The 20,691-nt window shown below is 65.5% G+C and carries 17 protein-coding genes and 2 pseudogenes; 7 read left to right on the top strand and 12 right to left on the bottom strand.

Going from position 1 to position 20,691, the window contains the following annotated elements; genetic code table 11:
* Positions 1 to 27: 27 nt before the first annotated feature.
* Entirely contained in the window at positions 28 to 1,521 is a 1,494-nt protein-coding gene (locus tag CFB39_RS36815; protein ID WP_089476824.1) for an NAD-dependent succinate-semialdehyde dehydrogenase, read from the bottom strand.
* Between the two features lie 1,124 nt (positions 1,522 to 2,645).
* Here CFB39_RS36815 and CFB39_RS41300 point away from each other — a divergent pair.
* Positions 2,646 to 2,813 (top strand): annotated as a pseudogene (locus tag CFB39_RS41300) (zinc ribbon domain-containing protein); the annotation flags it as partial.
* A gap of 437 nt (positions 2,814 to 3,250) precedes the next feature.
* Here the strand turns inward: CFB39_RS41300 and CFB39_RS41075 are convergent.
* On the bottom strand, positions 3,251 to 3,661 hold the full coding sequence (locus CFB39_RS41075; protein ID WP_256991548.1) for a hypothetical protein: 411 nt from the start codon (positions 3,659 to 3,661) through the stop codon (positions 3,251 to 3,253).
* Between the two features lie 10 nt (positions 3,662 to 3,671).
* On the opposite strand from CFB39_RS41075, the gene CFB39_RS41070 reads away from it, so the two are divergent.
* From CFB39_RS41070 to CFB39_RS36800, 3 genes are read left to right on the top strand one after another with little or no spacing between them, the layout of a single operon-like run.
* A complete protein-coding gene (locus tag CFB39_RS41070) occupies positions 3,672 to 4,046 on the top strand; it encodes a hypothetical protein (RefSeq protein WP_256991547.1) in 375 nt (124 codons plus the stop codon).
* A 19-nt stretch (positions 4,047 to 4,065) separates the two neighbouring features.
* Positions 4,066 to 4,749, top strand: a complete 684-nt coding sequence (locus CFB39_RS36805; RefSeq protein WP_256941389.1) for a hypothetical protein — start codon at positions 4,066 to 4,068, stop codon at positions 4,747 to 4,749.
* Positions 4,750 to 4,778: 29 nt separating this feature from the next.
* Positions 4,779 to 5,978, top strand: coding sequence for a zinc ribbon domain-containing protein (locus tag CFB39_RS36800; protein WP_089476719.1), 1,200 nt, complete (start codon positions 4,779 to 4,781; stop codon positions 5,976 to 5,978).
* A 326-nt stretch (positions 5,979 to 6,304) separates the two neighbouring features.
* On the opposite strand, the gene hutC is transcribed toward CFB39_RS36800, so the two are convergent.
* The 7 genes from hutC to CFB39_RS36765 form a co-directional block, all read right to left on the bottom strand.
* Positions 6,305 to 7,060, bottom strand: coding sequence for a histidine utilization repressor (gene hutC / locus CFB39_RS36795; protein WP_069250104.1), 756 nt, complete (start codon positions 7,058 to 7,060; stop codon positions 6,305 to 6,307).
* Positions 7,061 to 7,116: 56 nt separating this feature from the next.
* The gene (gene hutH / locus CFB39_RS36790) at positions 7,117 to 8,610 is read right to left on the bottom strand and encodes a histidine ammonia-lyase (RefSeq protein WP_089476718.1); all 1,494 of its coding nucleotides are present in this window, start codon (positions 8,608 to 8,610) and stop codon (positions 7,117 to 7,119) included.
* A gap of 7 nt (positions 8,611 to 8,617) precedes the next feature.
* Complete coding sequence (locus CFB39_RS36785; protein WP_039353363.1) at positions 8,618 to 9,409, bottom strand: ABC transporter ATP-binding protein; 792 nt, start codon at positions 9,407 to 9,409, stop codon at positions 8,618 to 8,620.
* 27 nt (positions 9,410 to 9,436) lie between these two features.
* Entirely contained in the window at positions 9,437 to 10,183 is a 747-nt protein-coding gene (locus CFB39_RS36780; RefSeq protein ID WP_089476717.1) for an ABC transporter permease, read from the bottom strand.
* 10 nt (positions 10,184 to 10,193) lie between these two features.
* Entirely contained in the window at positions 10,194 to 10,916 is a 723-nt protein-coding gene (locus tag CFB39_RS36775) for an ABC transporter permease (RefSeq protein ID WP_039353368.1), read from the bottom strand.
* A 92-nt stretch (positions 10,917 to 11,008) separates the two neighbouring features.
* Positions 11,009 to 11,869, bottom strand: coding sequence for a transporter substrate-binding domain-containing protein (locus tag CFB39_RS36770; protein ID WP_039353370.1), 861 nt, complete (start codon positions 11,867 to 11,869; stop codon positions 11,009 to 11,011).
* Between the two features lie 427 nt (positions 11,870 to 12,296).
* Positions 12,297 to 13,433: a TIGR03364 family FAD-dependent oxidoreductase gene (locus CFB39_RS36765; RefSeq protein ID WP_373452769.1), complete on the bottom strand. Its 1,137-nt coding sequence runs from the start codon at positions 13,431 to 13,433 to the stop codon at positions 12,297 to 12,299.
* A gap of 383 nt (positions 13,434 to 13,816) precedes the next feature.
* On the opposite strand from CFB39_RS36765, the pseudogene CFB39_RS39910 reads away from it, so the two are divergent.
* Positions 13,817 to 13,984, top strand: a pseudogene (locus CFB39_RS39910) (porin); the annotation flags it as partial.
* A 51-nt stretch (positions 13,985 to 14,035) separates the two neighbouring features.
* Here the strand turns inward: CFB39_RS39910 and CFB39_RS36760 are convergent.
* Positions 14,036 to 14,917 carry an endo alpha-1,4 polygalactosaminidase gene (locus CFB39_RS36760; RefSeq protein ID WP_089476715.1) on the bottom strand — a complete coding sequence of 294 codons (882 nt, stop codon included), beginning with the start codon at positions 14,915 to 14,917 and terminating at the stop codon, positions 14,036 to 14,038.
* 927 nt (positions 14,918 to 15,844) lie between these two features.
* Between CFB39_RS36760 and CFB39_RS36755 the strand changes: the two genes are divergently transcribed.
* The gene (locus CFB39_RS36755; protein ID WP_256991546.1) at positions 15,845 to 16,648 is read left to right on the top strand and encodes a hypothetical protein; all 804 of its coding nucleotides are present in this window, start codon (positions 15,845 to 15,847) and stop codon (positions 16,646 to 16,648) included.
* Positions 16,649 to 16,704: 56 nt separating this feature from the next.
* Complete coding sequence (locus tag CFB39_RS36750) at positions 16,705 to 17,706, top strand: fatty acid desaturase (protein ID WP_089476713.1); 1,002 nt, start codon at positions 16,705 to 16,707, stop codon at positions 17,704 to 17,706.
* Between the two features lie 156 nt (positions 17,707 to 17,862).
* Here CFB39_RS36750 and CFB39_RS36745 read toward each other — a convergent pair whose 3' ends face one another.
* A complete protein-coding gene (locus CFB39_RS36745; protein ID WP_256991545.1) occupies positions 17,863 to 18,996 on the bottom strand; it encodes a chitinase in 1,134 nt (377 codons plus the stop codon).
* A gap of 525 nt (positions 18,997 to 19,521) precedes the next feature.
* On the bottom strand, positions 19,522 to 20,232 hold the full coding sequence (locus CFB39_RS36735) for a lytic polysaccharide monooxygenase (protein WP_256991544.1): 711 nt from the start codon (positions 20,230 to 20,232) through the stop codon (positions 19,522 to 19,524).
* Between the last annotated feature and the right edge of the window lie 459 nt (positions 20,233 to 20,691).

Here is a 20,691-nt window from a genome sequence, read left to right as displayed (position 1 = left end):
ACGTTTCCTTGATGCGGACGTTGGCCGTCAGACCTGGGTGCACAGGTACTTGATTTCCAGGTATTCCTCGATGCCGTAACGGGAACCCTCACGGCCCAGGCCCGATTGCTTGACCCCGCCGAACGGCGCGACCTCGTTGGAAATCACGCCGGTATTCAGGCCGACCATGCCGTACTCGAGTGCCTCGCCCACACGCCAGATGCGGCCGTGGTCGCGTGTATAGAGATAGGCGGCGAGGCCGTACTCGGTGTCGTTGGCCATCGCGATCGCTTCCGCTTCATCCTCGAAGCGGAACACCGGGCCGACGGGCCCGAAGAGCTCCTCGCGCGCGACGCGCATGGCCGGCGTCGCATAGGCAATGACGGTCGGCTCGAAAAACGTGCCCCCAAGCGGATGGCCTTTCCCGCCCGTGACGATTCGTGCGCCCTTGCTCACGGCATCGTCGATCAGCTGATTCAGGTGGTCGCAGGCGGACTGCTGGATCAGCGGCCCCTGCTGCACCCCCGGTTCGACGCCGTTTCCTACCTTGAGCGCCTGGACTCGCCGGGTGAGCGCGTCGACGAAGCGGTCATGAATGCCGGCCTGGACGAGAAAGCGATTGGCGCATACACAGGTCTGGCCGCTATTCCGGTACTTCGACGCCATCGCACCTTCAACCGCGGCGTCGAGATCCGCGTCGTCGAACACGATGAAAGGTGCGTTGCCGCCGAGTTCGAGAGAGAGTCGCTTGATCGTCGCGGACGACTGGCTCATGAGCACGCGGCCAACTTCGGTCGAGCCGGTGAACGAAAGCTTGCGCACGACCGGGCTGGCCGTGAGCACCGCGCCGATCTCGCGCGACGGGCCGCACACCACTTGAAGGACACCGGCCGGAATGCCCGCGCGCTCGGCCAGGACGGCAAGCCCAAGCGCCGTGAGCGGCGTCAGGTCCGCGGGGCGCACGATGATGGAGCAGCCTGCGGCCAGTGCCGGCGCGACCTTGCGCGTGATCATCGCGGCAGGAAAATTCCACGGCGTGATCGCGGCACACACGCCGATCGGCTGACGAATGACGACGATGCGCTTGTCGCCTTGCGGGTGCGGAATGACGTCGCCGTAGACTCGCTTCGCTTCTTCGGCGAACCATTCCACGAAGGAAGCCGCATACATGATTTCGCCGCGGGCCTCCGCCAGCGGCTTGCCCTGCTCCGACGTCATGATCAGTGCGAGATCGTCGGCATTCGCCACGATCAGGTCGTACCAGGCGCGCAGGAGCTTCGCGCGCTCGTGGCTGGTCCGCTTCTGCCAGGCTTGTTGGGCAAGCGCCGACGCGGCAATGGCTTGCTCGACCTCCGCGGCGCCGAGGCTGGCCACGCGGGCCAGGATGTCGCCCGTCGCCGGATTCGTGACGGGAAACGAACGGCCGTCCGCGCCCTCCGCCCATCCCGACGCAAGCCATGCGCGCGTCTCCAGCAGCGCGCCGTCTCGCAGGTGGGCGCGTAGCGCCGAGGGATCGATCGCTTGGTTCGTCCTGCTGTGCATTTCATTCACGAGCACCGTCTCCAGAAATTCTTGTTTTTCCATCCGGGCGCTTTCGCGCCGACACGCAAAAATGCTCAGGCATCCGTGCGCGAACGCCTGCTCCATCACCCGGGATTTCGCCTGACTTCCGGTATTGGGGGGCCAATGGCTCCGCCACACGGAAGTCTTCGCAAAATGTTGCCCACGCCGAGGAAGTCCACGATCGAGCGGTGACTTCCAATTGGGGATGAAACAGGCATGTAGATCAATTGACATGGTCATTTGACCATAAAGCATTTTCGGCGGCAACTCAGTAGTTCCACGGGCTGTCGGTGGTTCGTCGGAAGACGGCCACACAAGGTTGTGACAGCCGGACAAGCGGATCGCCCGGGACCTGTGGCGCCGAGGCGAACCCGGCGGATGCGCTCGGCGACGTTCTGCGCGAAGGCGATGCCGCCTGCTATGAAAGTTGAAAGGCAGGCGGGCATTTACCCGGCCCGGGCAGCAGTTCGACGGACCGGTGAGTCAGTTCATGGAAGGGAACGCCGCAGTTGCCGTGCAAGCGCCGAAACGGTGGTTCAAGAAATGGCGGCGTGTGGCATGGCGTCTGCCGCGATCGGGTGACAGGGTGGGCTGGTGAGACCGATGTGTGCCAAGGCAAGCAGCGGCACGGTGATAAATACACACAGTGCCGGTGATGGCGCGCACGGTGCGTCCGCTCAGGTTCGCACGTGAAAACGCACTCCGTCACGCGCCTTCCGGATGGCAAAACCTCGTAATTTCAGTGTAATATCCGCTGCAGAAGACCATTTGTATTATCAATCGAAATAATGAAAACAGTCAGCCGGATTCAATCCGGCGACTGATACGGGGAAAGCTTGAACTCGCCATTCAATACCGGTGCATCCGGATCCGTTGGGCCGTCCGTGCCAGTTCACGTCGGCCGGATCTCTTCTTCTCTACGCCGGCACTTCCCGCGCGGCCGACCCCATTCCGACTGATATCCCGCGCTGAACGGCCCGCGCCGCGTCGCTCGCCTTCGTAGCACGCGGCCGGTACGCCGCCATCCCGTGATTCGGACACACGTGCGCATGCCCGCGCGGCGCCGTCACGTCGAACGATCAAAAGAAGAGGATTACTGAATTATGACTGCGTGTACCCACTGCGGAACCGATCTGCCCGGCGGTCTCAAGTTCTGCAAGCAATGCGGAACCCCGGTTGCGGCCATCCGGACCGAAGCGGCCAGCGCACCGTGCCGGAACTGCCACGCCGCGCTGACGCCGAACCAGCGTTTCTGCAACAAGTGCGGGACACCCGTCGCATCGGTCAATGACGCCGCTGCGATCGAGGCGGAGGTGCCCGCGTCGCCGGCCGAGCCCGCACTGCAACCCGCACACGTGGCCGCGGAATCCGCTCACGAATCTGCATCCGGCACCGTCGACGCACAAGATACGCAAGCGGACATCAGCGGCGAATCGATGGCGGCGAACACCGCGGGGAACGACCTCTCGCACGTCGCGAACAACGCCGATCCGGTATCGGGTCGTGCGAACGCACCGCTGCAATCGCACGACGCCGCGGCAACGGCCACGCACATCGCAGCGGCAGATCATCGGGGCGATGCAGTTGCTGCGTCGCAAGCCTCGCCTGTCGTCACGGATGCGCAATCCGCGCTTGCAAGCGTATCGGCGAATTCCGCAGCGGCACTCGCCGACGGCGAAACAGACGGGGTCGATGCGGCTGCCAAGCCTCACGACGTACCGGATGACGATGTAACGTCGGCGTCGGCCGAACCCATGCGCCCGGCATCCGGTGTCGTGCCCCCGCCGATACCGCAGCCCTCGACGACGAACGACGCTACGCCCGCAAGACTCAAGATCGTCGCAGCCGGCGTCGCGGTCGCGATCGCCTGCGCGGGTGGCGCGTTCTGGTGGCACGGCCGCCAGGCGAGCGCACCTGCAACGCCCGAGCCGGTCGCCGCATCCACGGTTCCTGCGTTCACGGCCAACGCCGCATCGGACATCGCGGGACCCGGTTCCGCCACCACCGGCGCGGCGGTTGTGACGACACCGCCCGACGCACCGGCGTCCGCGCCGACCGATACGGCCGCCGCAGCGATGACCGCGCCCGCGTCGGGCCCGGCCGTCGTCACGAATGTCACGACGGCTCCGGTGCCCGCGACGCCGCCGGCGTCGAACGCGCCGCCCGCAGCCGCGAACGCGCAGCCGCCGTCGCCCTTCGCGAAACTGCAGGACGACACGCCCACCCCAACCGCCCCCGCCACCGTTGCAGAGGCACCGCGCAACAAGCCGCACCCGACACCGCCGGGCCGCCCGTCCACGGCGGCCAACCCTGCCGCGCCCGCCGTCGACGGCCTGCTGAAACGCGCGCAGGGCGACCTGTCGCGCGGCCAGTACGACAAGGCGATCGCGACAGCGGAAAGCGTCCTGGCGATCGAGCCGGGCAACCGTCCGGCGAAGACGTTGATCGCCAAGGCAAAGGCGCGGCAGATGGATGCACTGCGCAACAACAGCACACTTGAATGAAGCGCCGGAGAAAACCGACATGACAATCCAGAAAACCCTCGCCGCGGCCTGCGCGGTCACCTTGCTCGCCAGCGGCTGCGCCACCCAGAACGGCACCGGCGGGATCTCGTCCGAATCGGTGCTGCGCTGCACCGCGCTCGGCGCCGGCGGCGCGCTGGTCGGTGCGCTGATCGGCGGCACCAAGGGCGCGATCGGCGGCGCGGTGGCCGGGCTCGCCGCGTGCGCCGTGATCGAAGTGGCGACGCGGCAGACGAAGACGGCGGCCGAAGTCGATCGCGATTACCGCGCGAACAACCGCAACAACCTGCCGCCGTACGCGAAGATCGACGCCTACACCACGGTTGTCACGCCGCGCTCGGCGGTCAAGGCCGGCGAGCCGATCAAGCTGGCCTCGCAGATTCGCGCGGTATCCGGCACGAACGAGCCCGTCCAGGAAGTCAAGGAAGTCGTGACCGTCTACGCGCCGTCGGGCGAGCAGTTCAAGCGCGGCGAGAAGATCGTCAACGCGACGCCGGGCAGCGGCGAATTCGACAACAGCTTCACGCTGAAACTGCCGTCGGGTGCGCCGCAAGGCACGTACACGCTGAAAAGCCAGGTCTACCTGAACGGCAAGCCGGGCTCGACCCGGCAATCCAGCATCCAGCTCGCGCAGGTCGACGGCGTCACCGTCGTCGCGCTGCTCGACGCCCCCGCCGCACACTGACCGGCCCGCACCTGCAAGGAGATTCAACGATGTCAACGCTCGATCAAGCCCCGGTGTCGGGAAAGTTCGGCCTGCTGCGCGCCGCCGAGGCCGTCACGAACTGGCGCGCACTCGCGATGTGCGCGTTCGCGCTCGTCGCCAGCATGCTGATGGCCATGCTCACGATCCAGGTACTCGGTCACAGCCCCGTGCTCGGCCTGCTGTTCGTCATCGCGACGCTCGCGATCTCGCTGATCGGCTATTCCGCGGTCGGCATCGTGCTGATGCGCGATGCACAGGGTGAATCGGTCGGATTCGTCGACGCGCTGCTGCAGGCGACGTTCAGCGTCCACCGCCTCGTCGGCATCGGCGTGCTGCTCGTGGTCGGCTGGATCCTGCTGCTGCTCGCGTTGCTGATCGTGTTCCTGGTCTGCAAGCTCCCGGGCGTCGGCCCGCTGCTGTACGCGATCGCGTATCCGGTCGCGGCGATCGCCGCGGGCGCGATCTTCGCCGGCATGGGCTACGTCGGCTATCCGCTCGCCGCGCCCGCCATCTGGCAAGGCAACACGACGCTGCAGACCGCCGCGCGCCTGCTGCAGATCGGCCGCCGCCAGCTGCTCGGCGTGATCGTCCGGATGTTCGGGCTGCTGCTGCTCGTCGGCGTGCTGTCCGCCATCGTGTTCGGCATTCTCGGCACCGGCGCCGCGATCGCATCGTCGATCTCGGCGGCAACCGGCACCAGCCCGCTGGGTGGCCTGATGGGCACGCTCGGCGGCCTGGGCGGCCTCGGCCGGCACGCCAGCGCCTACGGCCTTGGCGCGGATGCGGCGGGAGGCGGATTCGACTACCGCAGCATGGCCTACCTGGGCGCATACGGCTTCGGCAACGGCCTGCTGTTCGCGATCGGTCTCGTGATTCCGTTCCTGACATTCGTCAACGGCACGTGCCTCATCTATCTGCAGACGGTCAGCGGCGTCGATTTCTCCGCAACGGAAGAGAAGCTGAGCCAGCACGTCGCGGACGCGAAACGCCACGCCGAACAGGCACGCGAACGCGCCGCCGATCACCTTGCGAAAGCACGCGACTCGCATGCCGCCAGCACGGCGAGCGCAGCGGGGACGGCTTCGCTGCCGGCATCAGGTGCGGCCTCGCCCGCCGCGGACGAGACCACGGCCTGTGCGCAGTGCCACAAGCCGATGGCCGCCGACGACCTGTTCTGCGGCGAATGCGGTGCGCGCCGTCACGCTTGACGGCAGCATGACCGCGCATCAAAGCGCGGCCCGCGGCCAGGTATCGCCGCGGGTCGCGGGTTTCGGGCAAACAACCGGCACGTATCGGCGGCCGGTTTCCTGAACGCGGTTGATCGGTTCGCGCAACACGTCGCGTCTACCGGCGCGATGGCGAAAGCGCGACGCTGCGCGAACATCCCGCGCTCGCGTACCCGGTCAACCGGCCCGCGCAAGCGGCCTGAGCGCCCGCCGCACGTGGCTTGCGCAACGGCAAGCCGGCAGCCTGACCCGACGCTCGCCTTCGCGACAGTGACAGCGACAGCGATCGCCGCAGCGCACGACCCTGCCTACACCCGCCCCGCCAGATGAAACCGTGACGCCGGATGCCACAGCTGCACCGACGTCGCGACCTGCCCGCCGACCCACGTGCGCCGCCGCAGCAGCAGACACGGTTCGCCGATTTCCATCACGAGGTGCCGGCGCACCTGCGCATCGGGCTTCTGCGCGTAGATGCGGAATTCCGCACGCTGGATCGGCGCGAGCCGCACCATGTAATGGTTCGGGGTCTCGACCGTGAAATCCTGCTCGAGATAGGCGGGAAACAGCGCCGGATTGACGTAGCGATCCTCGAACTGGATCGGCTCGCCCTCCTCGCAATGCACGATGCGCGAATGAAACACCGGCCCCGTGCGCAGCCCGAGCGCTTCGATCGCTTCGGGATCGTCGCTGCTTTCGATCATCAGCACGCGTGCACTGTGCCGATGGCCGCGCTCGGCGATCTCGTCCGCGATGTTGCGGATCTCGAGCACCGTCGATTCGTAATGACGGCGCTCGACGAAGGTGCCCGCCCCCTGGATGCGGGTCAGCACACGCTCGGCGGTCAGCTCGCGCAGCGCTCGCGACACCGTCATCCGCGCCACGCCGAACTCCTTGACCAGTTCGGCTTCGGTCGGAATCGCGCCGCCGGGCTTCCAGTCCCCGTTCGCGATCCGCTCGACCACGTAGCGCTTGATCTGCTGGTAGGCCGGCAGCGCGCGTGCCGGCACGTCGTCGCCCGGTACGGCCCCCGGCCGGGCCGCCGTGTATCGTTCCGCTTCGTTCATGCGCCCTCGATCGAATGAAGATGGGATGACCTGCCGACCGTCGCCCCGCCGCTGCGTCACGCCAGCGACGGCGGTACGCCCGCGACGATGGCGGCCGCGCTCGCGATGTCGTCCGCGAGCGGCCGGTCGTCTTGATATGCCGGCACGCGGTCGCGCACGTAACGCCACAGCGCGTCGGTCGGCGCCGCCCGCGACGCTTCGTTCTCCTGCAAATCGTACGCCTGCGCGGCGGCCAGCAACTCGATCGCGAGCACGCGCGTGGTGTTCTCGATGATGTCGAGCGCCTTCAGCGCGGCCGGTGTCGCATGGCACAGGTGGTCTTCCTGCAGGCCCGACGTGATGCCGCCGTCGAGGCTCGCGGGCGCGGCGAGCCGCTGGTTCTGCGCCACCAGCGCGACCGCGGTGTACTGCGCGATCATGAACCCGGAACACGTGCCGCCCGGCGCCGCGAGAAATGCCGGCAGCCCGCTCACGAGCGGATTGACGAGCCGGTCGAGCCGCCGCTCGGCAATCGCCGCGACCTGCGCCATCGCGGCCGCAAGGCTGTCCATCGCGAGCGCGATGCCCGCGCCGACCGCATGCGCCTGCGAATGAACGGCCGGCGCGTCGCGCGTGCCCGCGACGATCGGATTGTCGGTCACGGACGCAAGCTCGCGGTCGACGACTTCCGCCGTGACCGCCAGCACGTCGCGCGCCGCGCCGTGCACGTGCGGAATCGTGCGCAGGCTGAGCGGGTCCTGCGTATGTCGCCCGTTCGCCGCGGCGAGCATCGCGCTGTCGGCAAGCATCGCGCGCAAACGCGCGCCGACGTGCCCGATGCCGGGCGAAATGCGCAGCGCCAGCGAGGCCGGATCGAACGCGGCGAGCTGGCCGCCGAGATTCTCGAAGCTCGTCGCCGCGATCCAGTCGGCCCAGTCGAGCAGCCGCTCCGCGCGCGCGAGCGCGAGCGCGGCGAGCCCCGTCACGCACGGCGTGCCGTTGACCAGGCTCAGCCCCTCCTTCGCGCCGAGCGCCAGCGGCTCGCGGCCGATGCGGCGCAACGCTTCGTCACCACGTACGCGTTCGCCGCGATGACGCGCGTGGCCGTGCCCGATACAGACGAGCGCGACGTGCGCCATGTGGGTCAGGTAGCCGACCGAACCATGCGCCGGCACTTCCGGCAGGCAATCGTGCTCGAGCAGCGCGACCAGCTGGTCGACGATGTCGGCCCGCACGCCGGAATGCCCGTGCGCGTAGTTGTTGATCGCGGCCGCGATGATCGCGCGCGTTTCCGCCGCCCCGAGCGGCGCGCCGACGCCGACCGCGTGGCTCATCAGGATGTTGCGCGACAGCGTACCCTGCTGCGCGGGCGACACGATCACGTCGCACAGCGCACCGACGCCCGTGTTGACACCATACGCGCGAATGCCGCGCGCGACGATTGCGTCGACGAGTTCGCGCGCCGCGACGACACGCTCGCGCGCCTCATCAGTCAACGCGAGCGGCGCGCCGGCCGCCACCGCCGCGATCTGCCGCCAGTCGAGCGGCCGGGCCGAACGGAATACGGTCATGGCGGCCTCAGTTCGCGGCACGGTCATGATGGCTCGACACGAACTGGCGGAAGCGTTCGGAGCACTGGCCGCCGAACAGTTCGCCAGGCGTGCCGTCCGCATCGACCTCGCCCTGATGCAGGAACATCACGCGATTCGACACATGCCGCGCGAAGCCCATTTCGTGCGTGACGACCAGCATCGTGCGCCCTTCCTCCGCGAGCGAGCGCATCACGCGCAGCACCTCGCCGACCAGCTCCGGATCGAGCGCGGAAGTCGGTTCGTCGAACAGCATCACCTTCGGATGCATCGCGAGCGCCCGCGCGATCGCGACCCGCTGCTGCTGGCCGCCCGACAGATGGGCCGGATAGTAGCCGCGCTTGTCCGCGAGGCCGACGCGCGCGAGCAGCGCCTCGGCTTCCTCGACCGCTTCCGCGCGACTGCGCTTCTGCACGCGCAGCGGCCCTTCGACGAGATTGTCGAGCACGGTCATGTGCGACCACAGGTTGAAGTTCTGGAACACCATCCCGAGCTGCGAGCGGATGCGGTCGACCTGGCGCCGGTCACCCGGATGCAGCTTGCCGTCGCGCGCACGCTTCATCTTCAGTTCCTCGCCGGCGAGCGCGACCGAGCCGTCGTCGGGCGTTTCGAGCAGGTTCAGGCAGCGCAGGAAGGTGCTCTTTCCCGAACCGCTCGCACCGAGGATCGAGATGACGTCGCCTTCGTGCGCGTCGAGCGAAATGCCCTTCAGCACGTGGTGATCGCCGAACGACTTGTGGATGTTCCTGACCGACAGGGCGACGGGAGCAGCGGTATTCATCGATTTCTCCTGGAAGGAAGGACGCGGTCAGGATGCGACACGTCGCGCATTGCGTGCGTCGGCCGCGGGTGCGCCGGACGGCTTCGGCGCGCGCAGGTGGCCCGACAACCGCCATTCGAGCGCGCCGAGCAGGCGGACGATGATGAAGTTCAGGCCCAGGTAGATGAGGGCCGCACACACGAACACCTCGGTCGTCCGGTAGGTTTGCTGGATGATCTGCTGCGCGACGCCCGTCACCTCCCACACGGTCACGAGGCTGGCGAGCGCGGTCGACTTGACCAGCAGCACGGCTTCGGTCGAATACGCGGGCAGGCACTGGCGCAGCGCGATCGGGCCGATCACGCGGCGCAGCAGCGCGAAGCCCGACAGGCCGATCGAATAGCCGGCCTCGATCTGCCCGACCGGCACGGCCATCAGCCCGCCGCGCAGGATCTCGGCCGTGTAGCCGGCCGTACACAGCGCGAGCGACAGCACCGCGCACACGTACGGCTCGCGCAGCAGCGGCCACATGAAGCTCTCGCGGATCACGCCGAACTGGCCGAGCCCGTAGTACACGAGAAACATCTGGATCAGCAGCGGCGAGCCGCGAAACACCAGGATGTAGGCACGCGCGAAGCGGTTCGCCAGCCAGCGCGGCGACACGCGCATCGTGACGATCACGAGCGACAGCAGGCCGCCGAGCACGAGCGACGCGAAGAACAGGCCGAGCGTGGTCGGTACCGCCGCGAGCAGCTGGCGCAGCGTGTCGAACAGGAAGTCGAAATCGAGTGACATGGGCGCTCCGTCAGTTGCGTGCGAAGTTGCGGCGGAACGACCGGCCGACGATCGCTTCCGCCCGGTTGAACACGCGATTCGACAGCCCCGTCATGACCAGGTAGAGCGCGCCGCCCGCGACGAAGAACACGAAATACTGATGGGTCGAATTCGCCGCGATCTGGCTCGTGCGCAGCAGCTCGGCGAGCCCGGTGACCGAGATCAGCGCCGAATCCTTCAGGCTCAGCTGCCACACGTTGCCGATGCCGGGCAACGCGAAGCGCAGGACCTGCGGAATCAGGATGCGCCGCAGCACCATGCTGCGCGGCATGCCGATCGAGCGCGCCGCTTCGAGCTCGCCCTTCGACACCGCGAGCACGGCCGCGCGATACACCTCGGCCTGGTACGCACCGGAAATCATCCCCACCGCGAGCGCGCCGATCACGAACGGCGGCACGCCGATGAAGCCTTCCGCACCGAACCACTGGCCCACGGCCGTGACGAGCGTCGAGCCGCCGAAGTAGAACAGGTAGATGACGAGCAGTTCGGGCACGCCGCGAAACACCGTCGTGTACAGGTCGCCGAGCAGGCGGGCGCTGCGATAGCGCGACAGCTTCGCGGCCGCGATGCCCGCGCCGATCACGGCGCCGACCGCGAGCGCGGCAAGCGTCAGCGCGACCGTCATCAGCGCGGCGAGCAGCAGCACGCCGCCCCAGCCTTCGGTTCCGAAGCCCAGCATTTCAAGGATCGCCATGCGTGCCTCCCGGCAAGCGTTGATAGGAACGGCAGGATGCGCGCCGCCGCGCTCAGCTCATGCCGCTTGCGCGGCGGCGGCCGGACGTGCGCTTACGGGGTGACGTCGGTCTTGAACCACTTGTCGGCGAGCTTCTTCACGGTGCCGTCCGCGAGCGCGGCGCCGATCGCCGTATCGAACTTCGTCTTCAGGTCGGCATCCTGCTTGCGGAACGCGAGCCCTTCGCCCGGCCCCCAGATCGGGCCGCCGAGCTTCGGGCCCGCGAGCACGATCGATGCGGTGTCCTTCTTCGTGTTGTTCGCCGCGTAGTACGTGACGTCGTCGAACGACGCGTCGATACGGCCGGCGACGAGGTCGAGATCGCGCTCGGGCGAGGTCTTGTACACGCGGATCGACGCGATGTCCTTGAAGCTGTCGTTGATGAACTTCGTGTAGACGGTGCCCGACTGGATACCGATGGTCTTGCCCTTCAGCTGCTTGCGCAGCGCGTCGACGGTCGATTTGTCGGCATTCGCGTCGCCCGACAGCTTGACGATCGGCGCGCCCGGCGCCGCCTTCGGCAGGATCTTCGTATCGGTGACGGCGAACGTCGCGGGCGTCGCGGCATAAGGACGCGAGAACAGCAGGATCTTCTCGCGCTCCGGCGTGATCGAGATCGCATCCATCAGGACATCGAACTTGCCGGCCTGCAGCCCCGGGATCATCCCGTCCCAGTCCTGCGCGACCATGTTGCACTGCACCTTGATCCGCTCGCACACGTTGGCGAGCAGTTCGGGCTCGAAGCCGCCGAGCTTGCCGCCCGGCAGCGTGAGGTTCCACGGCGCGTAGCCGCCTTCGAGCGCCACCGTCACCGTCTTCCATTCCTTCGCCTGCACCGGCGCGGAAAGCGTGGCCGCTGCCGCTGCGATGATGCCGATCGTCCTGACTGCCCACTTGATGCGCTTGCCGTTCACGAGATTTCTCCTTGTGTTGAAGATCGTCATCCCTTCGGTCATGCAAGCGGCCTCAGGAATTTGTCTATACAAGCATGCAAGAAGAAAAATGGAGCGACAAGCGTTGATCAAAAAAAACCGGGAAAACGCGGGAAATCCCCTAATTCCGGGGCTCCGACGTGCCTCGTGGTGGGGATTCGCGGCACGGACATGGTGCATTTCATCCGATCTTTAGATCAGGATGACTAGACAAATTCATGATTCGCCTGTTTCGCTAAACACACTAAAATCGCCGATCGAATCCTGCAGTCATGCCGGCAGGCGTATCGCTCGCACGAGCATCTCGGATTCATTCGGGCATTCGCGGCAGCAGCGTGCGCCGCCGGTCAGCGCCGCTTGCGAGCGTCCCGGTCAAGCCGGCGACGGCGCAACGCGCAGGCCCTCGCCCTCACCACGCGGCAAACACGTCCTGCGCGATCCCGAAGCCCGTGCTCATCCCGGCGCCGCTCGTCACGACGACGACGCGCGTGCCGTCGTCCGGCGCCTCGATCACGCAATCGGCATCAGCCGCCGACGGATAGCTGCCGGTCCAGCGTTCGACGATGTCCAGTTCCGGCGCATCGAGTGTCTCGTGCAGCAGGCGCAGGATCTGCGCATCGATTTCCTGCGTCGCGAACGGCAGCGGTGCGGCGCCGTATTCGTGCGAATCGCCCACCACGAGGCTGCCGTCCGCGCTCTGCACCGCGATCAGGTGGATGCCGTAACCGAGGCATTCGGGTTCCTCCGCCTTGAGGCGCGTGCGCAATGCGTCGGCGGCGGGTAGCGCCGCGAAACCCGCGTAACGCAGCAGGCTCAGGTCGCTCATCACCGCGGCGCGCAGCGCCAGCGGGCGGCGCGGCCGCACGCGCAGCATCTGCAACTGGCACAGCCGCACCGCGTGCCGCGCGAACCAGCCGCCGACCAAGTGACGGCTGTCCGCATTGCCGCAGACGATCACGCGCTCCGCGTGCAGCACGCCGCGCGACGTACGCACGGCCGGCGTGCGCACCTCGTGCACCATCTCGTCGTAACGAAACCGCACGTCGAAGCGTTCCGCCAGCCAGGACGCCAGCAACGCGATCGCGGTACGCGGCTCGATGCGCAGTTCATGCGGGCTGTGCAGCACGCCTTGCGCACCGTCCAGCCGCAGTTCCGGCGCGACGGCCTTTGCCTCGCCGGGCATCATGACCCGGCAGCCGTCCGCCATGCCGGTCTGCATGAACGCGTCGATCAGGTGCATCGCCTCGGGGCGACGCGCGATCAGGTGGAGGCCATGGTGAAGCACGTCGATGCCGGCTTGCGGCGCGACGTCCGCCCAGACCTCGCGGCTCGCCCGCGCACGCCGCCAGCTGTGTTCGGCGTGCTGCCCGGTGACGGTGACGAAGCCGAAATTGCGGATCGACGCACCCACGCATGCGGCATCACGTTCGATCACGCAGACGCGCAGCCCCTTGCGTGCCGCCGTATAAGCATGGGCGAGGCCGACGATGCCGGCCCCGACGATGACCACGTCATATGAGTCTGCCGCTGCGATGGCGTTCACGATTGCACGTTCCTTCTGTCGAGGTAACACGCGCTGCCTGTTCGGGGCGCGCGTATCGGTTGCTGCTGGCCGCATCCCATGGACGTATTCCCGCGTGCGACGCGAACCGGCAAGCTCGCTTCGTTCGTTCCCGGGGCTGGCGCGCGATCCCGCACTATCGCGACGCGAGATGACATCCGAATGAAAAACCACAAAACAGCATTAATTGGCCAATTTTGCCACTTAACGACGCGACGGAAGTTCGCGTCGGCCCGTCGGCTCGCCGCCTGGATATGCGCTGTCGTCACGTCGAGTGAATCTGCTGTGGGAATACGGATGGCATGCTGCCAATCCCTGACGGAATTGCCGCGCGTTCGCCACCTACCCGGCATCGGCCATGCGTGCAGAAGGCAAGCGGCACCGTCGACGCGAAGTACCACCAGGTGTCGCTGGGCGCCGACTATGCGCTGTCGAAGCGCACCGATCTCCATCTGATCGGCGCGTACCAGCATGCGAGCGGCCAGCAGCAGGTCGTGAACGCAAGCGGGCAGTTGGTCACGCAGGATGCACGGGCGCTTGACGATGCCGGACGGAGACGATCGTGCGCCCCGTCGTCGTCGCGCCGCTCACTCGAACCGGCAGGCCGCACGCGGCAGCGCCGCCAGCGTGTCGCTCGACAGTTTCAGAATGCCGTCGAAATTGGCCTGGTTGTCCGCCGGGCAGAACGCCGCGAGCGTCATGCCGTCCGGGCGCGTGTACTCGACATTGAACACGGCCTTGTTCAGCGCGACGAAGCTCGCGTAGTCGCCGCACTCGTGGAACCTGTTGCACTGCTCGTTGAGCGCCCAGTCGGCCACTTTCGCCATGGCGGCAGCGATTCCCGAGCCGTTCTTGAGGCCCATCGACATCCCGCGATCGTGCGCGGCGGCGATCAGCGCCGTGTTGTACCGCAGCTGATCGTCACGCGTCAGCGGAAAGCCCGTCTCCTGGCGATAGCTGTCGTCGAGATCCGGCTCGATGCCGTCGCAGCCCTTTTTCTTCGCCTGGTCGAGGCGCGCCAGCATCAGCGGCATCAGGATCGTGGTCTGGCGAATGTCCAGCCAGCGTTCGTGATCTTCGTATCCTTCGACGGGATTGCCGAGCACGCTGTCCGGAAACTTGCCGGCGTCGCCACGCGTGTCCTCGCGCCCGCCCACCTCCATGTAGCAGACGACATAGATGCCCTTCGCCTTCAGGCGCTGGATCGTGCCGGCATCGGTCAGCTCCATGTCGACGTCGAACATCTTGCGCGGGTTGTTCACGCCGTCCAGCACCGTCTCGTTGATCCGGTTGCCGTCGATCTGCCATTGCCAGCTCGTGCCGGGCACGAGCGGTTTCCACGCGGCGGCCTGCGAGGCGCGCACGGAGGTGGCCGCGAATGCGCTGCCGGGAGCGGACGAATCGGAGTCGCCTCCGCACGCCGCGAGCAGCAGCATCAACACGAATGAAGCGAACGATCTTGCGGACATGGCGAATCCTTTGCCTGTTGGGCGGCTTGTCAGGATGCGAGGGTGCGAGGGAGACACGTGCAGCGGAATGCGGGCGATGCAGCTGCCGATACTGCGGTGGCGCGCGAATGCGCGAGGTACGTGCGGATGGTAGGCGGGAACACTGCGCCCATCTGTTCCGATTTGTCGATTTTTGTGGGCATGGTGGGCGCCGGCAAGCCGTCAACCTCGTGATGGTCGTGAACCGCCGACGCGCGGCGACCGCAGCCGGAAAAATCGGCGTTTTTACATTGAACACCGCTAACGCATCAAAAGCAAAAATAAAACGACTTTGATTTCCAGAACCAGAAATGGAACCGATGTCACGATATTTTTATTGACAGCACTTCAACCACTCCAATGAATTATTCAATTCATGAAAGCAATTCTTGAGTGCCACCTTCCTCTCTTCAATCCATTTTAAGGCGACACGATCCTCCTCCCCGAGACCCGCCACACAAGCCGATATCAGCCATTCATTTCATGACATCGCGCTCGTTTTCGACAACCATCAACCTCATCATTCAAATGAAATCAACAATGAATAAATCGATTGAATTTGTTTGACAATCAAACGTAAGGATAATTAAAGTCGTCGCCGACGATGCGCGGGTCGCCTCTCGATTCGCGCAATCCCCCAACATCACCAGGGCAAGCAAGGCGATGAATTCAATTTATGGCAGCACCGCGGGCGGAAACAGCGTCGAGCCCAACGGCGCCCGCCACCGGCCACTCCGGATACGCCGCGGAACGGTGTCGGACACATCGGGAATCTGCGCGCTGTTCGAACGGGAATACGGCGACTCGTCGCACCCCTGTCTCGATGCGGGCTATGTAAGGCGCGCCGTCTCGAACAAATCGGAGCTGTGGTTTGTCGCCGAAGAGGAGACGCAAGCCACGATCGGTTGCATGAGCGTCAGCTACAACGCGCAGAATCGCTCGTGGGAATACGGCCGCGCGATGATTTCCCGGCACCATCGTCATCTGGGTGTCCTGTCGGCGCTGATGCAATCCGCGATCGACACGCTGCCGGCCGCGGATCACGACCTGGCCTTCGCGATTGCCCGCACCGATATCGCGCTGCGTGCGTTGCTGCGTCATCTCGATGGCGTCGTGGTCGGACACGACGGGTCACCCGACAGCGCGCATGGCGTGCGTGAACATCACGTCATCGCGCTCGAGAAATTCCGCTCGCCAAGCTTCACGCATTGCCTGCCGCTTTCCCCGATCTTCCGTGAATCCGACGTTCTGCGCGGCGCGATCTTCGAGCCGCTCGGTGTCGCCGGTACGCCGGCACCGTATCCCGATACCTGTTTCTGGGGGCATGGGCACGAGTGCTCGGACGCCTTCACGTTTCGGGTCGACGAGCGGGCCGATGCGATCTATCTCTGCCGGCATGCAGGCGGCCCGTTCATGACCGAGCGCGACGTCACGGCCGACCTGCTGCGTTTCCTGAAACGGCGCGGCACGGCGGCCTATGTCGGCGCGATCGTGCTCGCCGACAAGCTGACGCTGGTCAAGGCGATGCTCGACGCCGGCTTCCGGATCACGGCCTATTTGCCGGCGTGGCACTGGAGCCGCGGCGCGCGCTACGACTGCCTGCTGCTCGCCCGGCGGGACAACGGCTTCGCGAGCAAGAACGGACTCGATGCACACATCGACGTGCTCGATGCAGCCTACCGCGAGATCGGCCAACGCATCCTGTCCACCTGAGATCCGCGCCGGCCACGCGCCGCGCCCCCCATCAATCCACTCATTCGAGGTAGCACATGACCCAAGACGAATGGCGCTCGGTCAAGGCGACATTGCCGAACGGACCCACCGGACACCTGACGCTCGCGCTCTGGCTCGCCGATGTCGCATTGCTTGCCGCTGCGTGGGTGCTCTGGCTCGCCGGCGGGCCCGCACGCATCGCCGCGCTCGTCCTCGCCACGCTCGCGCTGATTCACCTCTACCTGATCTTGCACGAGGCACTGCACGGCGCCGCATCGCGTTCGCGCGCGTGCAACGAGGCCATCGGCCATCTATGCGGATGGATCATCGGGTTGCCGTACCTGCCGCGGCGCAGATCGCATCTGGGCCATCACGCGTGGACCGCGCACCCGACACGGGATCCGGAGAATCGCAAGATGATCCAGAAGTTTTCCGTGATGACGGAACGCGGCGCGCGTACGCTCGAATTCATCTGGCGGCACTGGATCCCGATGATGGCGTTCAATCATTTCCTCAGCCACTGGATCGCACCGTTCCTGCACCGCGATACGCCTGCGCATCGCGCGAAATCGAATACCGAGATCGCATTCAGCGCGCTCTACCTGGCCGGTTATGCGGCGGTCGGCGCGCTGGCGTATCGTGCGGGCGTGCTCGGCAGCCTCATCGCGTTCTCGACGATCCTGTGGATCGTGTTGCTGATGGCCGTCGAACTGCTCAACCTTCCGCATCACGCCGAGATCCCGCTGCTGGCCGACGACGCGGCACGCCCGCCGCTCTGGGAGCAGGACGTGGTGTCGCACAGCTGCGCCAACGTTCCCCTCTGGTCACGCTGGGTGATCCTGAATTTCAACCTTCACGTCGCCCATCATGCGTACCCGTGGTTGCCGTGGTACGACCTGCCTCGCGCACAACGGCTGCTCGATGCCGTCTCGACGGCCGAGGCGCCGCGCCAGACCCACGAGTGGGCATTCGCCGTGACCAAGCGACGCCGGCCGCTGCTCGAACTGATGGGGCACTTCTTCGACAAGCGTGGCGCGTCGTCCCAGGGCGGACGCTGACGCTGCGCCCTGGCGAGCGCATCCATCGAGTGCCGCCGGCACGGCCCTCGACAACGGCGATGCCTCCGGCTCCCGGTCGCGCAAATCGGAGACCATGCGAAACGTCGTCGCAATCATACGGGCGACCCGCACGGTCTCCTCCTTGCCCGGCTTCGTTCATTTACCGGGCGCCAGGCGGTTGGCAAACCGGTTCGTATAACCGAGCGTACCGACACCGCCGATCGAATTGCACGTCGACGATGCGGCACCGGGCGGACAATCGACGTCACGGTCGAACGACCAGAAGTGGACACCCGCGAGACCATTCTGTTTCACGAACTGCGCCACGGTGTCCGCGTCCGCCGGCGTAAAGGTTTCGCCGACCACATCGTTGCCGCCGATCATCGGCGTCAGCTCGATCTGGCTGTACGGTACGCCCCAGTGATCGTGCAGGTTCATCGCGGCCTGGATCGCCGACTGCCCCATCTGGCAGGTGCCGTTCGCGACCACGCAGTTCCCCGCGCTAGCCGACCCGTAGTCCATCGTCATCAGGTCGATGGTGTAGTTCTTCAGGCCGGCCGCCTGAATCGCCTGCATGACCCAGTCGCCGTATATGTTGAAGCTGTCGGGGGCGCTGGCGCCCCACGAGCTTGCCGTGCTCGCGCCCTGCTGGGAAGGCGCCAGCGTCGCGAGCGTAAAGCTGAAGCGCAGGCCGGGATATTTCCGCTGGGCGACGGCCACGCGCTGGACGAGATCGTTGATCACCTGTTGCGTCTGCCCGCCCTCGATATCGAAATCGATGCCGATCAGGTTGCTCGATGCATAACGATCGATGAAGGCCGCCATGCCCGCATCCGTCCCGCACGTGAACATGCCGGCCGCGCCGCCGGTGGAAATCACGTAATTCACGTTGGCCGCGGTGAAGAGCGGCACATTGGCAGCCGCCATCGCGCCGCCGTCGACGCCCGCCCAGTTCTCGCTGCCGCATTCACCGGTCGCGAACGCGAGCGTCAGCGTGCGGACACCGGTTGGCAGCACCGACAGCACCGGGATCAGCTGACCCGTGACGTTCGTCGAGATGACGTTCGTGTTCCAGTTCATCGAAATCGTCGCGTCCTTGTACGGGCTATAGACGAATGCCGGTGCCGTGCCGGTACCCGATGTACCCAAGGCACCCGCCGCGGCAGCGCCGGCGCCGAAAAACGACCCTGCCAGCAGAAGCACCAGCGCGCCCCTCAAGGTCGATCGCCGCACGATTCCGGTTTGCTGGTTGCGCTTCATTTTCATGCCCTCGATTCCGGTCTGGCTCATGATTTCCCCTTTCGATTGACAAAGCTCCGCCCAGGTCGAATTCAAAAGAAATCAACCTTACAAATTGCCACTTGAAGACAAATTCCGATATTGATTCCGTCTTTATCTCAACGACGGAAAACAATTCGACGGCCGATGTAGTGATCCTTCAATCCAGCGCCGGCACTTCGATTTGTTATACTACATAATCATCAGGCATCAACCCTGGAATCGATTATTTCCATCAATATCGAAACCCGAAATATTCACGTGATCGCATCGCCATATTGCAATTGTCGCGATTCGATAATTCAAACGGATAGCTCGCAGCCATCCGACTGATTGTTCAAATCGACGAAATTCAGGCGATGCGATCCGGCCGTAAGACGGCGTCGCGCGGGTGGGCGGAGAGGCAATGATGGGGCTGCTTCGGCAAGCCGGGCTGGAGACTGCCCGGTCAGCGGGCGAGCGCATCGGCGCTCCTGAGCGGCGCTCTTCCATTCATGACGCCCCGGCCATCGCCGGGCGCGCCATGTCGCAGCCGTATCAGAACGGGCTGCGGGTCGTATCGCCATTGGTGAATGTCGCATCGACGACCTGATAGAACGCCATCGCCGTATCCGCGACTTCCCAGACCGCCAGGATGACGTGGTAACCGCTACGCACCGGCAACCGGCATTGGTGAATGGTCGGCTGCTGCGGCACCAGGTTCGCGTTCGGATCCCAGTAAGGCTGGCCGGGATTCTGGATCGTGCAGAACGGCGTGGGCTCGAACTGCGCGCGCGTCAGCTTTTCCGACGGGTTCCAGTCGGCGCGTGTAATGAAGTAGTTCCAGCGACGCGTCTTGTGCACGGCGCTGAATTCCCATTTGAAATTCTGCAACGCGCCCGGCCGCAGCGGGATCTTCTGCCAGCGGCTCGGCGACTGCTCGTTCAGCACGGGCAGCGGGCCATTGGTGCTGGCGCCGGCGATTTCGCCGTCCGGCGGCGGTGCGGCATTCTTCGCGTCGGCCGGCGCGAACGGATCGGACAGGCCGCTTTGCGTCGCGGGGAAGAACTTGCCGTTCTCCATCGCGTTCGCATGCCACGCGTCGACGTGACAGTTCGGATTCTGCCCCTGCGTGCACAGCACGATACGCGAAGGCGGTTCGGTCAAACGGCCGTGCGCCTGAACGCCGGCCGCCGCGACCAGCAGTGCCACGCCGGTCAACGCGCATGGCACCACGGAAGCAACGTATCTGCGGATGATCTTGTTCATGAGCCCTCATGACGTCGATGTCGGAACGGATATGCGCATGTCGGGCCTGCCGCAGGATCCCCGGCAGGGGTTCCTTTCGACACGGCGTCGCGCACACTGATCGGCAAAAGCGGCAACCCGATGAAACCGCGGCACGCGATGATGAATCGCCGCGTTTTCTGACAAATCACTTTCACCGAACCGAACCTTATCCGCAAAAACCTGAAAAATAAACGTTCCGCATTGATCTTTTTTTAATTTTAATCAAACGCCTGATTCTTTTTTAATTTAAGCCAGTTTTTTCTCGTCTTTAATTGCGCGATATTGAATAAACCGCCAATTCATTAAAACACTGTTATCGATCATTCGGCAGGCGGCTTTACGCACTCGACTTGCCCTGCGTGGCTCGTCGTTGCTTCGACCGATGAAAAAGTCGTGGCCAGTGGAAGAGTTCCATGGAAGCCGGCGGACCGCCCGCTT

Origin of the sequence: Burkholderia sp. AU6039, assembly GCF_002223365.1 — a bacterium.
In the GTDB taxonomy this organism is placed as follows: Bacteria; Pseudomonadota; Gammaproteobacteria; order Burkholderiales; family Burkholderiaceae; genus Burkholderia.
The sequence above is the reverse complement of the archived record's forward strand: the minus strand, read 5'-3'. Positions and strand labels throughout refer to the sequence as shown.